17 protein-coding genes are annotated in these 15279 nt (G+C 41.3%); 5 read left to right on the plus strand and 12 right to left on the minus strand.

The genetic code is table 11. The annotated features are described in order from the left end of the window. Window positions 1-305 (plus strand): ketosteroid isomerase family protein (locus NCWK1_RS15550; RefSeq protein ID WP_222838791.1); only part of this gene is annotated, 305 nt, incomplete at its 5' end. A 255-nt stretch (window positions 306-560) separates the two neighbouring features. Further along, window positions 561-989, plus strand: a complete 429-nt coding sequence (gene psb34, locus NCWK1_RS15555) for a photosystem II assembly protein Psb34 (protein WP_096576719.1) — start codon at window positions 561-563, stop codon at window positions 987-989. Between the two features lie 65 nt (window positions 990-1054). Here the strand turns inward: psb34 and NCWK1_RS15560 are convergent, their stop codons facing one another. The 5 genes from NCWK1_RS15560 to NCWK1_RS15580 form a co-directional block, all read right to left on the minus strand. Continuing rightward, the gene (locus NCWK1_RS15560) at window positions 1055-2443 is read right to left on the minus strand and encodes a TolC family protein (RefSeq protein ID WP_096576721.1); all 1389 of its coding nucleotides are present in this window, start codon (window positions 2441-2443) and stop codon (window positions 1055-1057) included. 134 nt (window positions 2444-2577) lie between these two features. Beyond that, entirely contained in the window at window positions 2578-3249 is a 672-nt protein-coding gene (locus NCWK1_RS15565; RefSeq protein ID WP_096576723.1) for an ABC transporter ATP-binding protein, read from the minus strand. Window positions 3250-3322: 73 nt separating this feature from the next. Continuing rightward, complete coding sequence (locus NCWK1_RS15570) at window positions 3323-4612, minus strand: ABC transporter permease (protein ID WP_103125335.1); 1290 nt, start codon at window positions 4610-4612, stop codon at window positions 3323-3325. A gap of 63 nt (window positions 4613-4675) precedes the next feature. Continuing rightward, a complete protein-coding gene (locus NCWK1_RS15575) occupies window positions 4676-6235 on the minus strand; it encodes an efflux RND transporter periplasmic adaptor subunit (RefSeq protein ID WP_096576727.1) in 1560 nt (519 codons plus the stop codon). A 409-nt stretch (window positions 6236-6644) separates the two neighbouring features. Beyond that, on the minus strand, window positions 6645-7955 hold the full coding sequence (locus tag NCWK1_RS15580; RefSeq protein ID WP_103125336.1) for a lactonase family protein: 1311 nt from the start codon (window positions 7953-7955) through the stop codon (window positions 6645-6647). A 170-nt stretch (window positions 7956-8125) separates the two neighbouring features. On the opposite strand from NCWK1_RS15580, the gene NCWK1_RS15585 reads away from it, so the two are divergent. Next, complete coding sequence (locus NCWK1_RS15585; protein WP_103125337.1) at window positions 8126-8689, plus strand: helix-turn-helix domain-containing protein; 564 nt, start codon at window positions 8126-8128, stop codon at window positions 8687-8689. 71 nt (window positions 8690-8760) lie between these two features. After that, complete coding sequence (locus tag NCWK1_RS15590) at window positions 8761-9141, plus strand: C6orf136 family protein (RefSeq protein WP_103125448.1); 381 nt, start codon at window positions 8761-8763, stop codon at window positions 9139-9141. An 84-nt stretch (window positions 9142-9225) separates the two neighbouring features. Here the strand turns inward: NCWK1_RS15590 and nadA are convergent, their stop codons facing one another. The 4 genes from nadA to NCWK1_RS15610 form a co-directional block, all read right to left on the minus strand. Then, a complete protein-coding gene (gene nadA / locus NCWK1_RS15595; RefSeq protein WP_103125338.1) occupies window positions 9226-10200 on the minus strand; it encodes a quinolinate synthase NadA in 975 nt (324 codons plus the stop codon). Window positions 10201-10338: 138 nt separating this feature from the next. Further along, on the minus strand, window positions 10339-10989 hold the full coding sequence (locus tag NCWK1_RS15600; RefSeq protein WP_103125339.1) for an ElyC/SanA/YdcF family protein: 651 nt from the start codon (window positions 10987-10989) through the stop codon (window positions 10339-10341). Further along, a complete protein-coding gene (locus NCWK1_RS15605; protein ID WP_103125340.1) occupies window positions 10989-11645 on the minus strand; it encodes a DUF2301 domain-containing membrane protein in 657 nt (218 codons plus the stop codon). Before NCWK1_RS15605 ends, NCWK1_RS15600 begins: the two co-directional genes overlap by 1 nt. A gap of 41 nt (window positions 11646-11686) precedes the next feature. Then, complete coding sequence (locus NCWK1_RS15610; protein WP_103125341.1) at window positions 11687-12490, minus strand: SAM hydrolase/SAM-dependent halogenase family protein; 804 nt, start codon at window positions 12488-12490, stop codon at window positions 11687-11689. Window positions 12491-12601: 111 nt separating this feature from the next. Between NCWK1_RS15610 and pirA the strand changes: the two genes are divergently transcribed. Then, window positions 12602-12757, plus strand: a complete 156-nt coding sequence (gene pirA, locus NCWK1_RS29615) for an arginine synthesis PII-interacting regulator PirA (protein WP_187308159.1) — start codon at window positions 12602-12604, stop codon at window positions 12755-12757. 169 nt (window positions 12758-12926) lie between these two features. On the opposite strand, the gene aspS is transcribed toward pirA, so the two are convergent. The 3 genes from aspS to NCWK1_RS15625 all read right to left on the minus strand — a co-directional run. Further along, complete coding sequence (gene aspS, locus NCWK1_RS15615; RefSeq protein WP_103125342.1) at window positions 12927-14714, minus strand: aspartate--tRNA ligase; 1788 nt, start codon at window positions 14712-14714, stop codon at window positions 12927-12929. 133 nt (window positions 14715-14847) lie between these two features. Continuing rightward, on the minus strand, window positions 14848-15012 hold the full coding sequence (locus NCWK1_RS15620; RefSeq protein ID WP_096576742.1) for a type II toxin-antitoxin system HicB family antitoxin: 165 nt from the start codon (window positions 15010-15012) through the stop codon (window positions 14848-14850). Between the two features lie 46 nt (window positions 15013-15058). After that, the coding region (locus tag NCWK1_RS15625) for a BrnA antitoxin family protein (RefSeq protein ID WP_245894909.1) at window positions 15059-15279 on the minus strand (221 nt) is incomplete at its 5' end.

The raw sequence follows: 15279 nt of genomic DNA on the forward strand, positions 1-15279 counted from the left end.
CCTTTCAAGACTTAACGGGAAAAGTCAGAGAACCGATTGTGGGTCAAGAGAACATCCTCGCTTATATGCGTGAAGAATGCTACGGACTCAAGCTCATACCAGAGCGAGGGGTAACTGAATCAGCAGCAGGAGAATTCACCCAGGCTAAGGTGATGGGTAAAGTCCAAACTCCTTGGTTTAGTGACAGTGTTGGCATAAATCTAGCATGGCGGTTTTTGCTCAACCCGCAAGGCCAGATTTTCTTTGCGGCAATAGACGTGCTGGCATCTCCTCAAGAACTCATGAAACTGGGCTTGATCCGGTAGAACACCCTTGGGCAATTTGGCATATAGGCCTGACAAGTTCCTGAATATCCCATCTGCATAATCCTCTGAACCCTTGAAATAGCAGGGTTTCTTTATTTTTATTCTTGGGTGCAATATTAATTGAAGATTGATAGACAGAACTTTGACAAAAGTCTATTAACCCAATAAAAAAACATATATGATATCATAGATATAGAAATTATGTAAATAATTTGTTATAATAGTTATATAGAACTTAAAAATGAGGTCAAACCCATGCTCTACACCGATAAAGAAGGGAAGACCCTCAACCCAGAGAATTGTATAACTGCTACCAGCTTCTTTATTGAATCTGATGTGTATATCTGTGAACCATTGGAAATGCACTTCAATCAAGCAGGGGAGTTAAAAGCGGGAAAAAAACCGAAGAAAGCAATTGCAAATCTTCGTAGTGATGGCAGTGAACTAATCCCGGCTGAAGTTCAAGCGCATATAAACAAAGAAGGCAATCAATTGCTGAAGGTGCCGCTTGCAACTGGCTACACAGTAGATGATGAGGGAATGATGAATACCTACGCTATTCAACCTGTGATGTCCTTGGCAGAATATCCCTCACCAGAACAACAACAACGCTACATCGTCCAGGGGATAGTAGCTATCATGTTTGTTGCTCTGACACTGATGACCGCATTTGCTGTCAGCTAGGGTAACAATATCTAGGTATTTAGGTTCAGATAAAAGATAGATATCTAGCTAAACTACTTACATACCTAGCGCGAGGCTCTAGCACTAACGGCGCGTTGGAGATTAGCCAAAGCCCGATTGTAATCTAAAATTGCCGTGACTCGATTACCTTCGGCTCTGGTCAAGTCATTTTCTGCCTCAATGACTTCTGTTTGTGTACCAACACCAGCTTGATATCTAATTCGAGCAATGTTCAAGGCTTCCCTAGCTTGTTCTAAGCCCACACTGGAAGTCTGAACATTATCTAAATTAGAACGTAGTTGAGCGTAGTATTGTTCAACATTAAAGCGAATTTGGTCACGCTGATTCGCAAATTGAGTTTCCGCGATCGCAATATTACTTCTAGCTTGCGCCGCCCTAGCGTTGGCTGCTCCGCCATCGAATAAATTCACACTGGCTTGTAATCCAATAGAATAACCATCAGTTATGCTGGCACTATCGTTAAAGCGATCAAGTAAGTTATAACTTGTGACTAAACCAACTTGTGGTCTTACCTGGGCTAACGCCTGTCGTCGCTGTTGTTCAGAAATATTTCTTTGGGCTATTTGTTGCCGCAATTCTGGGCGATTTTGAAAGGCTTCAACAATAGTTTGTTCTAAGCTTGGTTGCCAAAGTCCTGCCAGTGCTACTGTATCAGCCGCTGTGATATCTACTGTCTGCGGTAAACTCAGCAGCGTGCCAAACTGACGACGGGCAATTTGCTGGTCTGATAAAGAATTTGTCAAGTCTTGTTGGGCATTAGCTAAATTTACCTGAGCTTGCAGTACATCAAATCGTGTTCCAACCCCGGCTCTTTCTCTGGCTTGAGCATCTCGCAAACTGGCTTGAGCATTGGCTACCGCAGATTGATTAATTCTGACTTGTTCGTCTGCTTGTTGCAAATTGTAGTATTGAGTTTTGATATTGAGTTCAATTTCTCTAGATTGGTTTTCTACGTCTAATTCATCTATACGTAATTGTTCTTCAGCTTGTTTAATAATTGCTTGACGACTGCCAGAGGTGTAGAGATTATAGTTTAGTTGTGCTGTACCGTTAAAAGAGGTACTAGGTTGAGAAGTACTACTACTAAAACCATTACCACTGTTAGTTACACTGCCGTTGATATCAAGAGTGGGAAACAAAGCTGCTTGAGATTCTCGCAGTGCCGAGCGACTACGTTCTAACTCTAAGATTGTGACTTGTAAATTGCGATTGTTACGTCTGGCTAATTCTAAAGCCTGTGCCAAACTCAGAGGGACAGTTGTTTGAATCTGCACCTCTTGTGGTTTAGTGGGAAATTGTAGAGGGTTGGCACTAGGATTTAAGTTTTGTGGCGGTGTCTGCGGTGGTGTTTGAGCATTGGCGCTCTTTGGCACAGCAGAAATTAATAGGGCGATCGCCACAACAACCCAGGTAGAATGCACAGAAGACAGCATAAGGTTTAGATACTAACGAGAAAATAGGGAATGGGGGGTAAAACAGAAAGTTTACGATATTTGATTTTGTCTGACTTCACCTAAGTGGAGGATATCCGCTAAATCTGCGGTTAATTATTCGGTAATTGCCCAATTTAACCGACAATCAAACCATCCTGCACGCGAATAGTTCTTTTAGTTTGAGCCGCAATATCGGGTTCATGGGTAACAATCACAATGGTGATACCTTGCTCATTCAATTCTGTGAGTAAATTCATCACTTCATAAGAAGTTTCTGTATCTAACGCACCTGTTGGTTCATCTGCTAAGACTAATGCTGGCCGATTAACTAAAGCACGGGCGATCGCTACTCGTTGTTGTTGTCCCCCCGAAAGTTGACTAGGACGGTTGAGAATGCGATCGCCTAGCCCCACTCTGCTTAACGCATCCAAGGCTCTTTCACGGCGTTTACTTTTGGGTAAGTTAGCATAAACCATTGGCAACATCACATTTTCTAGTGCTGTTGACCGTGCTAATAAATTAAATTGTTGAAAAACAAAACCTATCCTTTGATTGCGGATATATGCTAACTCATCATCATTAAAAGTAGTTAGGTTTCTGCCTTCAAAAATATAGTTACCATTAGTCGGTCTATCTAGACATCCTAAAATATTCATCAGCGTCGATTTACCTGAACCTGACGCACCCATAATTGCGACATATTCTCCTTCTTCAATGGCTAATTGAATTCCCTTTAAGATAGGAACACTCATTTCTCCTAATTGGTATGTTTTAGTAATAGATTCCATCCAAATCATGTTTACCATATTGTTTAGTGCTGAGTAAAAATATCAATTATTATTTTTTAAATATCTACTTACTATGAAAGTTTTTCTGAAATTAATCACTACGTAAAGCTGTAATAGGATCTAATTTTGCTGCATTTCTAGCCGGAATAACGCCAGCAACTAAACCGACAGATAATGAAAGTCCAAAACCTGCAATTACTGAAGCAAAAGAAATCACAAAAGGAAATTTAAAAATATTGGCAGCAACAAAGGCAATTAAAATCCCACTACCCATCCCAATACCACCACCCACAATAGAAATGACAATTGCCTCTGCTAAAAATTGATTCAAAATAGCGGCATTAGTTGCCCCTACGGCTTTGCGAATGCCTATTTCGCGCGTTCGTTCTACTACAGAAACCAGCATAATATTAGCAATACCAATTCCGCCGACCACCAGAGAAATCCCGGCGATCGCTACCACCATAATTGTAAATAAACCGACAACATTCGTAAAAGTACTAACAATATCAGCTTGATTAGTAATCCGAAAATCATCAACTTGCGGTGGATAAATCTCGTGACGTAAGCGCAAAATATTCGTAACTTGAAATTGGGCCGCTTCTAACTTTTGGGAATTGCTTGATTTAATTAAAATTCCACTGACTGACACACCCGTTAAGGCATTATTGCCTACTAGTCTCCCCGACATACTAGTTAAAGGAATAAAAATTTGGTCATCTCGATCCATCGGCCCTTGAGCGCCTTTCGGTTCCGTGATGCCAATCACTTCATAAGTTTCTCCCTGAATACGAATTTGTTCACCAATGACTTTTGTACTATTGCCAAATAACGTTCTCTTGACTGTCGGCCCCAGCACAGCAACTTGCTTACTAGAATCGAGTTCTTCTTGATTAAAAAACCGTCCCTCTTGTGGATAAGTATTACGTGCGTCTGGATAATTTAAGTCTGTGCCGTAAATTGTCGTTGAAGTGTTTTCGCCAGCGTATACTACTTGAGCATTCCTTTGCAGATACGCCGAAACTAAATCTACTGATGGCGCTTGTTGCGCTATAGCTTTAGCATCTTCCCAAGTCAAAGTAGTGGTAGAACCTAAACCTTGGCGGACATTTCCACTTCTAGGCGCACCAGCTAAAACTTGTAAAACATCTGTTCCCAATGCTTGGATTTGGTTCTCAACGCTTTTTTGCACTCCTTGACCAACAGAAGTAATGGCTATGACGGAAGCAATACCAATAATCACCCCTAGCATGGTCAATCCAGTGCGTAATTTATTACTCCACAGTGTTTCTACCGCCATTGATAATATTTCTGTCAACGGCACTGTAGACTTACTGGGAAGTTTGGGAATTTTGGGAATTTTTTCTAAACCCTTAAGCATAGCAATTTTGGATTTTAAATTAACAGCGTTGATGTATGAACTTTTTACTTTTGCCTTTTAACTTTAATTAGCATTACCACCAGAACGACCACCTCCACCAGAAGAACGACCACCTCCACCGCCTAAACCCGGAAATACACCACCCCGTGGTGTTGACTGTGGTCTGGAACCAGGCGGGAAACTCAGCAAGACTTTTTCGTCACCTGTTAATCCTGACTTAACTTCTGTAAAATTGTTGACGGTAACGCCTGTTTCAATCCGAGTAAATGTAGGTTGCTCATCTGCGCCTAAAACATACACGCCTGTGGCGCGTTCTCGCCTTACAACTGCGGCTGTGGGGACAACTAAAGCATTTTCTACTTCACCAACTTGAAATTCCATATCTACGTTCATCCCAGACCGGAGTAAGTTTTGCGGGTCAGACAAAGATGCTTTGACCTGAAAACTAGTAACGTTCTGCTCGACGGTTGCTTGCGCCGCAATTTGGCTGACTTTACCTTCAAAAACTTTACCTGGGTAAGCATCGGCCTTAATTGTCACTGGTTGACCAATGCGAATTTTGGCAATATTTGATTCTGATAAATTAGCGACCACTTGATTTGTTGAAGCTAGAGCCAAAATCGAAGAAGATGTGGCGGAAGAAACGGCACTACCCGAAGTTGTGGGAGTGACAAAAGCCCCAGGATCTGAGAATTTTTGCGTCACCAGACCATCAAAAGGTGCGCGAATGATAGTGTCATTGATTTGGGCTTGGATGTTTTGCAGTGAACCACGAGCCGATGTGACTTGGGCGCGGGCGACTTCAATATCTTCTTGACGGGTTCCAGCTTTTAACAAGGCTACAGCTTCTTGTTGCTGTTTAACTGTAGCCCTGGCTTGTTGGATATCTTCTGAGCGTGAACCTGCTTGTTGCAAGGCTAATGCTTGTTGTGCTTCATTGACTTGGGCTTGGGCGCTATCACGCGCTGACCGTTTTTGGATGACTGTTTGGAGAGAAATCGCTCCAGAGTTGTACAGTTGTTGATTACGCCGTAAATCATCTTCTGCTTGCACTAGGGTAGCTTGGGCGCTTCTTAAACGTGCTTGTGCTTGGGCAATGTCTTGGGGGCGATTACCTGCTTCTACTTTTTGCAGATTTGCTTCGGCTTGTGCTAGTTGTGCTTGGGCTTGGGCAATATCTTGGGGGCGATTACCTGCTTGGGCTTTTTGCAGATTTGCTTCGGCTTGTGCGAGTTGTCCTTGGGCTTGAGTCAAATTTCCCCGCAGGTTGGAATCATCCATGTAAGCGAGAATTTGACCTTTTTTGACAAAATCCCCTTCTTTAACTAGCAGTGTTTTAAGTACGCCAGAATTTTTGGGACTGACGTTAATAGAGCGCTCCGGTTTGACTGTACCATTAGCCGAAACTGCGATCGCTAAATTTTGTCTTTCTACTGACTGTGTTAAAGTCTTTTGTCTGGCTTCTTGGCGCGGCATTACGGCTACTCGGTAATAAATCCCATAGCCAATTCCACCCAACAGCCCTAGTATCAAGAGCCACGGTAGCCAATTATACTTTTTTCTAATTTTCGGCTCTAAGGGTAAAGCTGATGAATCTACAGGGGTTGATGTATCAAGTTTCATAACTGTGTCCGTTATCGAAAATGGCTACCGAGCTAGTTATATGCGATCGCTATAGTGACTATATCAACATAAAATTTCAAATTTATAACTTATTATCAATCAAAAAGGACATTTTCTCTGCATGACTAAAGTCACTAATAACTTTTAATTGCTATATGACTAAAGTCATCAATTTTTTATGAAATTGGCTAATTTTTGCTTGAAAGTTAACGATATTTTGATGGACTATAGCAGTCCTAAATCATTTGTAAATTAAAAGATACCCGACTTCTTTAAGAAGTCGGGTATCTGAAGATAAATATGTAAGCACAAAAGGCAAGATTTCAATTCATAAATCAAGAATTTAAATTATTGCCTTCTGCCTTTTTTATCACAAAAATTAGGCTTGTAATCAACACAAAATCAAACTTTAATTAGCCACAATGCCTTGCGGAAAGCTATTATTTACCGATGGTATTAATCGGGGTGAAGAAGATACTTCAGTCACAGTTCCATCATACTGATTAACCTTCAGTACAGATATTCTATTATTTGCAGGCATAATATTTACAGCTGATTGAGAGACAACGTGTAAAAATGACCCAGTAGCATCTAGAGTTAGTTGAGCGCCACCAGTCCCCATCTCTCCTCTCAGTACAACCCTCTGAATTTCTACTGGTGTGCTTGGGTCTTTGCCAATATCATAAACAGTTACACTGTTGTCACCAGGGTTGGTGGTATAAAGACGGGTTCCAGCCCGGTTAATAGCAATCCAGCAGATGAATAAGCCCGAATTAGGTACGGTTTTGAGGAGATGCAAATCCCCATCTGGTTCGTAAGCATAAACTCCTAATTGCCTACTGAGCGTGAACGCCACATACAAAATTGGTTGTCGGGGATGAACTTGGAGTCCTAGTGTGAGACCTAATGGATTTGCTGGGAATGCTGCTGGAGGTAGCTTTTGTGGTGAATTTGGGCTTTGTTGCAGACGACCGTTAGGAAGAATTCGATAGGAGCGTAGTAAGCCAGTCCCTGCGTCCATCCCAAATAGCAGACGTTTATTGGGAGAGATGAGTGCTTGGGTTGGAAGAGAACCTCTGGGAACTGACGCGGTAGAATTTGGGATGGAAATTAGTCTACCCCTTGGAGTTACGCGGAAGGTAGTATAGTTCGGTAGAGAATCGCTGGCTTCTTGGGCGGGAATTTGAGGTAATAAGTTTTGATTAACTACAGTGAGAATATCGCCTGCTAAACCTAGACTAACTGGTGCTACTCCCCCACTAGGGAACGGCGATCCCTCTACCGGAGAAAGATTACCATCTTTTTGGATATCAAAGACAGCGATGGTGTTTGAGCCGGAATTGACAGTAAAAAGCCGCGTTTTTTCAGGGTTAACAATCACTTCTTGATCGGACGCAAAGGCTGTAATGGAAAGGGGGCCACCCCCGACGATGGGAGCATTAGGAATACCTGCACCGCCAGTCGGAAAAGATGCTGTGGGTAATGGTGTGAGTGTACCTAAAGCATCGCGTCGGAAGCCAAGAATAGAGTTACCATTGGGAGTTGGAATGTTGCTTTGGGTATAAACAACACCAGTGGAACGATACCATTGATACCAATGAGCATCAGCACTTTGAACTGCTAATCCTCCTGTCAGCACAAGGGTAGCCAAAGCACTGATTGTGATACATTTTTTAGAACCCTGACGATTATTTTTACTAGTTTTAGATCGAATATTCATCAATTTATCCTGGTAGATCACACAAATCTTTCTGTAGAGATATCACAGTTGATCCGAGGATTTATGCAAATTGCTTTAGGAGTCTAGAAAACTTATCAATGTTAAATGACAACACAACAACTTAGATACATGAAAACGTTACCCTAGATGGTAAAGCTACAATCTAGACTATGAAACCTGAAGAAATTGCGGTAACGCTGACAGAATTATTTGGTGCAGAAGCAGTGAATGCGATCGCACCTGGATCTTGGCAAATAGACTCATCGAGTTTTCGGCTGTTAGTGTTGCTGTCAGAAGACCAAACTTGGCTGCGAGTGTTATTGCCAATTATGCCGCTACAAGAAGCTGAAACATTTTTAACACAATTTTTAGAAGCCAACTTTGATGAAACTCAAGAAGTCCGCTACGCTATCTATGATGGGGTAGTTTGGGGAGTATATCACCACAACAGCGGTACATTAGCAAGTGCAGATTTGGCAAATGCGATCGCTAGGCTAATATCTCTACATAAATCTGGTTTAAATGATGTCTTCAATCGATTCATTGAAAACCGCCTCCGCCAAATTATCCAAGCAGCAAAACAGCAAGGACAATCTCTGCAAACCACAATGCAAAACTTGGATAGATTTTATGCTGAAGGCTTAATGGGGGAAATTAACCAATCGGCTGATGATCGAGAACAAGTATTAGCCACTTGGCGATATCAACTAGAACGGCTTTGGAATGAAGTGTGAAGTATGAATTTCATACTTTTGCTTCCTGTTTTATTCCTACAGCCAATATTACAATAAAGTGTTTATTGATTATGGATATTATCGAAATTCTCAAAGATGATTATCAAAGATTTCCAGAAAATCAAACATATTCAATATATGCTGAAGATGTTTATTTTCAAGATGCGGTTTTCAAATTTCGGGGCGTTAAACTGTATCAATGGATGATTAAATTTATCAAAACTTTCTTTTTAAATCCCAAAATGGATTTGCATAACATTCAACGTTTAGGAGATACCATCAAAACTGAGTGGACACTAAGTTGGAATAGTCCTTTACCTTGGAAACCCCGCATTTCTATTTCTGGCTGGAGTGAATTACTGCTCAATTCTGACGATTTAATTATTTCTCACATTGATTATTGGAACTGTTCACAGGTGGACGTACTCAAACAGCATTTCTTTCCACAGTAAAAAAGTAGAGATGCGATCGCCTAATCAGATACCCGACTTCTTGAAGAAGTCGGGTATCTTGTTGTTCACGAATAATTGAGCGAACTAAACACTCATTTCTAACATCCGTTGCATAGGACGCAGCGCCGCCAAGCGAATATCCTCAGACATGGTAATTTCAGGAGCGCGGTTTTTCATAGCTAAATACAGTTTTTCTAGTGTATTTAGTCGCATAAAAGGACACTCATTACAATTACAGTTATTTGTCGGTGGCGCAGGAATAAATTGCTTTTGGGGAGCAAGTTTTTGCATTTGGTGAATGATTCCCGGTTCTGTCGCCACAATAAATTCTTGAGCCGCGCTGGTTTGACAATATTTGAGTAAAGCTGCTGTCGAACCAATATAGCTGGCGTGGCGCAAAACGCTAGTTTCACATTCTGGGTGAGCGATCGCCTCAGCTTGGGGATGTGCTATTTTTAACTGGACGATTTTCTTTTCCGAAAAGGTTTCATGGACAATGCAGCTACCTTGCCACAGTACCAAATCTCTGCCAGTTTGTTCCATTACATAGCGCCCTAAATTCCGGTCTGGCGCAAAAATAATTGGTTGGTCTTTTGGTATCTGCTGTACAATTTTGACCGCATTAGAACTGGTGCAGATAATATCACTCATGGCTTTAATTTCAGCCGAGCAGTTGATATAGGAAATTACCAGATGATTGGGGTGCGCTGCTTTAAAAGCTGCAAATTCTTTTGGTGGACAGCTATCGGCTAAAGAACAACCAGCTGCTAAATCAGGTAACAGTACTAATTTATCAGGATTAAGTATTTTGGCGGTTTCAGCCATGAAATGTACACCCGCAAAGACAATCACATCTGCATTCGTCTGTGCTGCGGCTTTTGCTAGTTGTAATGAATCACCAATAAAGTCTGCAATATCTTGAATATCTGGTTCTTGATAGTAATGGGCTAAAATGACCGCGTTGAGTTCTTTTTTAAGCTGCTCAATAGCCGCAAATAAATCGCGTGGTAGTTCACCCAGTTGGGTTTTGTCTGTTGGTGCAAATGCAGTTGTAAACACAGTTAGGGGTTGTTTTGGGTTGCAAATGTTTTGTCCAGTGGATTCAATTATAGTAGTTTTTACCAAAAATAGGAGACAAAGATATTAAAGACTGTATGAGGGCGTTAGGGTATAGGGGAGAAAATATGTAATTATTGACTATAATTGCCAATTTATCAATCTGGCATAAATGTAGGCGATCGCTTCACTCATGACTACCCGCACGCCTTGGCTAGAATTCCACCATTTTTGCGGATCATAGTCTTGGGGTTTGGCAGAAATAATTCCGACTTGAATTTTAGGTGTAAATATCTTCTTAAATATCAACCAGCTTCTACGAGCATGAGCATCAGTTGTAAATAAATTAATTGAATCTATCTGTAAATTTTTATCTGATATGTGCTGCAATAATGCTAAAGCAGAAGCATTAGTTCTATCCCTAACTACATTAAAAGCAGGAACAACAATCAATTTCTCTTCTGGTACGCCTAATTTAGATAATGTATTAGCAGCAATCTCAGCAAAATTATTATACTCAGACAGATAAAATCCCTGTTCTATTTTTGAGCCGATGGTAAATATTTGGCGATAAGAACCAGCTTGAAATTCGGCAGCGGCTTGTTCTAAAGCGTAATCTGATATCCAACCATCAATTACTAACGCATCTGCTGATTTAATTGGGGAAGTTACGGCGAGAAATGAGTACAAATTATGAATGACAAAAAATATACTAGCAGCCGAAACTGCTAAAAATAAAGCCCATCCCTGCGCCGTAAGTGTCCAAATCTCTTGGCGTTGAATTAACCGCATTAAACCTTAGCTGAACCTTGGGCTTTTAAATAAGCAAATACCGATTTATCACCAATATCGGCGGGAATTGCTTGGAAGGTTTTTCGCAAAGCAAATACTAAAAATAAAGTTGCCCAAACACCCAAAAAAACCTGTTCTACCTGAATTGGTAAAACTCCGACAAGATGTCCTAATAAAAGTATGGGAACTGTAAAAGTTAAAGCTTTGGTTTCTAAACGGTTAAAGCAAAATGCTTCTTTAAAATAAATACCTGTCAATGCTGCAAAAGTAAAACCTATTCCTAAAATAGTCAATGGGTTTGTGTATACAGTTACCGCAAAAGGTTGACTGTCAACATGAGCAAAAATAAACGCAGAAATACTCCCAATTAACCAAAAAACTTGTAAAAGTCGGTGCAGTGGAGCCATATATATATGGATAGTTAGCAAACTGACACCGAGCGCTAAACTAAAGCAGGTATATAACGGGGTAATTGCTTGGATGGTAGCTGGGTTATTGTAAAACAATGCCAAAACTGTACCCGCAGCAAAGCTAAGTGCAGCTACCATTAACCCAGCGCGATAGATAATTACACCAGTGCGATCGCTTTGATTAATGGTGAATTCGCCAAACTGGCCTTGATACACTGGTGATGGAGATAGAGTTTGCGTAGTCATATAACAACAGTAATGAGTGTGCAGTAATGCCTGTTTCTAGTCTAATGATTAATCAGTTCTAAAGTATCTTGCCAGTTGATCTGCAACTGTGAATGTGCATTTCCGCCATTGATGGCAATTTCTACCCAGCCATGACTCCCAACTAGGGCGACAGCTGCGCCAACTTCGCCATCACTGTACGTTTCACACCCTGGTATTGTCAACCCAGAAATTTGCACTTGCCAAGTTTTACCTTCTGCATAATTGCCGGGAATGTTGCTGATTAAGTTACCAAAGTGATCTATATATTGAATATGTCCCAACACACCACGGCTAGTTGTTTGACATTTGCCCATACCTAGCTGTAATAAAGTTGTGGGATTGATTTCTTTTCCCAGATATTTCAAGGGAACACCACTAGCAAGGTTAGCTCCCACAGGTGCAAAAATATCTCTACCGTGAAAGGTTCGGCTAGGTTGGGGAGTGCGCCAGTAATCAGAGTTTGTGAGTTCCACGGCTGCAATGGCGGGAGTTTGGCTTAATACTCCACTGAATATGCCATTATCAGGGCCGATTAAAAACCCTCCAGCAAATTCTATTGCGATCGCCCTTCTTTTACCACCCACACCGGGATCTACTACTGCTATATGTACTGTCCCATTGGGAAAGTAAGGATAAGCATTCATCAAACAAAATCTAGCAGCAGCAATATTTTGTGGCGGAATTTGGTGTGTTAAGTCTACAACCCTAAGTCTTGGGTTTATTTGGGCAATTATACCTTTCATTACGCTGACATAAACATCGCGATCGCCAAAATCGCTGAGTAAAGTTAGGAGCGATGCTGGATTTTCTGGACTCTCTAACATAAGCCAATTATTAAAATATGTATTAAGACATAATTTTCTGTAGCAACAGCTACAAAATATATGTTATGTTATGATTAATAGACATAAGAAAGAATAATGAGGTTAATTACTATGAGTCACAATAGATTAGAAGCTATGAGACAAACCAAAGAAGTCCACAGACAAAACCTGAGAAAAAATCTAGAGCATCGCTTAGAAGTCGCGAAAGCTCAAGGTAATGAAAGGTTGATTAATCAACTAGAAGCAGAAATGAGATACCTTGGCTAAATTCCCTAAAGCAAGAGTTGATTGTTTATAGTTTTGTTGTGTGGAAATCCCCGCCGCGGCGGGTTTTTTGTTGGGGAAAAGTTAGACAGCAGAAATTAAGGCAAAAGTTAAAGGTAAAAGTAAAAAGACATATTCTTTTTACTTTTACCTTTTGACTTTTGACTTTTTACTAAGCCTTTGGCTTGTATGTTGAAGCAACGTGTAATTCTTTCAATTGCTTAACATCTACCCCAGAAGGCGCATCAGTTAACAAGCAACGGGCTTGTTGTGTCTTCGGAAAAGCAATCACATCACGGATAGATTCTTCCCCAGCAAGTAACATCACCAAACGATCTAAACCGTAGGCGATACCACCATGCGGTGGTGTACCGTATTCAAAGGCTTCTAGAAGGAAACCAAATTTACTTTGAGCTTCTTCTGGAGACAAACCAATGGTTTCAAACACCTGTTCTTGAATTTCCCGCTGATAAATCCGCAGACTACCACCACCAATTTCAAAGCCGTTAAATACTAAGTCGTAAGCTTGGGCGCGGGCGGTTTTTAAGTCGTGTATGTCGTCGGGATGGGGTGCAGTAAATGGGTGGTGTAATGCTTCGAGGCGCTTTTCGTCAGCATTCCACTCAAACATCGGGAAATCAACAATCCATAACAAATTGAGTTTTTCGGGATTGATTAACCCAAATTCTTTAGCAACAAATTGCCGTAATCTGTCTAAAGTTTTGTTAACAGTACCAACATCCCCAGCAGCAAACAATAACAAATGTCCGGCTTTTGCACCTGTGCGGCGGAGAAGTTCGGCTTTTTGTTCAGCTGTGAGGTTGTCTTTGATTGCACCGATGGTATCAATTTCACCATCTTCTCTAACGCGGATGTAGGCTAAACCTTTCGCCCCGGCTTCACTAGCTTCTCGGAAAATGTCGCCACCTGGTTTAATGCGAACGTTAGAAATTCGGTCGTTACCGTTAGGAATAGGAAGGATTTTGACGATACCACCATGAGCAACAGCATCCTTAAAGACTTTGAAACCAGAGTCTTTGAGGATATCGGAAACATCGACTAATTCCAAATCATAGCGGGTATCTGGTTTATCGCTACCGTAACGTTCCATCGCCTCAGCGTAGGTTAAACGCGGGAAGGGATGGGGTAACTCAATCCCTTTAACGGTTTTGAAAATCTGACAAACTAACTTTTCGTTGAGTTCGATAATTTCTTCTTGAGACATGAAACTCATTTCCATGTCTAATTGGGTGAACTCTGGCTGTCTGTCAGCGCGTAAATCTTCATCCCGGAAGCAACGGGCAATTTGATAGTATCTGTCCATACCAGATACCATCAAAATCTGTTTAAATAGTTGCGGTGATTGGGGTAACGCAAACCATTCGCCAGGGTTGACACGACTGGGTAGAACATAATCCCGCGCACCTTCTGGGGTGGAACGGGTGAGGACGGGTGTTTCCACTTCGATGAAATTTTCACCGTCTTCTAAATATCGACGCATAGCTTTGACAACTTGATGACGCAACTGCATATTTTGCGCCATGCGATCGCGCCGTAAATCCAAATAACGGTATTTTAGTCTTAAGTCTTCCCGCACCGATTCAGTGTCAGCACTGGAAACTTGGAATGGTAGCTGCTTGCGGACTGCATTCAGCAAGGAAATTTTATCCGCATAGATTTCCACTTCACCTGTGGGGATGCGGGTATTGAGAGATTCTTCGGGGCGTTGCGTTACTCTGCCGGTGATTTCGACGACGTATTCATTCCGCAAAGCATTGGCTTGCTCATAAGAGTGGGGGGTGCGTTGCGGATCGCTGACAATTTGGACAGTTCCAGAGCGATCGCGTAAATCTAAAAATATCACGCCCCCATGATCGCGGCGACGGTCTACCCATCCGTACAAGGTAACAGTTTCTCCAATATCTTCTTTTCGGAGTTCGCCGCAATAGTGAGTTCGCATAGTAGTTAATCTGTTCTTCCGGGCTAGATGGGTCAATAAAAGTCAAAGCTTTCCCATTATCTAGCATCAATAGTATCTAATAGAAGAACCAATGACACAATATCTTAGCAGAAGGCAGGAAGATAAACGATTTTTAAGCTTGCCCAACCTCTAAGCACAGTTCAATCGCTTCTTTTATACGCTCCATCAGTTCGTCTAAAGATTTAGCTGGGGTATGACATCCAGCCAGACTCGGCACGGAGGCAACAAAATAACCGTCAGAGTCTCGCTCTATAATCACATTAAATTCTCTGGTCATTTTGAGCTTTATCTTTTGGTGGCGTAAGGCTAACAGACTATACTGATTAAAAAGATAGCTCGCGCTGACTAAGTACACAATCTTGAAGGTACAAATTAATTAATTCTTGATAAGAAATACCTTTTTCTTCTGCCTTCTTTTGAAAAAATTCAATTACCTCAATTCCCAAAGGTAAAGTGACTTGTTGCTTTAGTTGTTTAGCATAAGGATTAGGACGACTTTTCATGTTAGCAAGGTCATACAGCACTTTGTCTAACGGTTTGGTAC

Source organism: Nostoc cycadae WK-1, assembly GCF_002897135.1.
In the GTDB taxonomy this organism is placed as follows: domain Bacteria; phylum Cyanobacteriota; class Cyanobacteriia; order Cyanobacteriales; family Nostocaceae; genus Nostoc_B.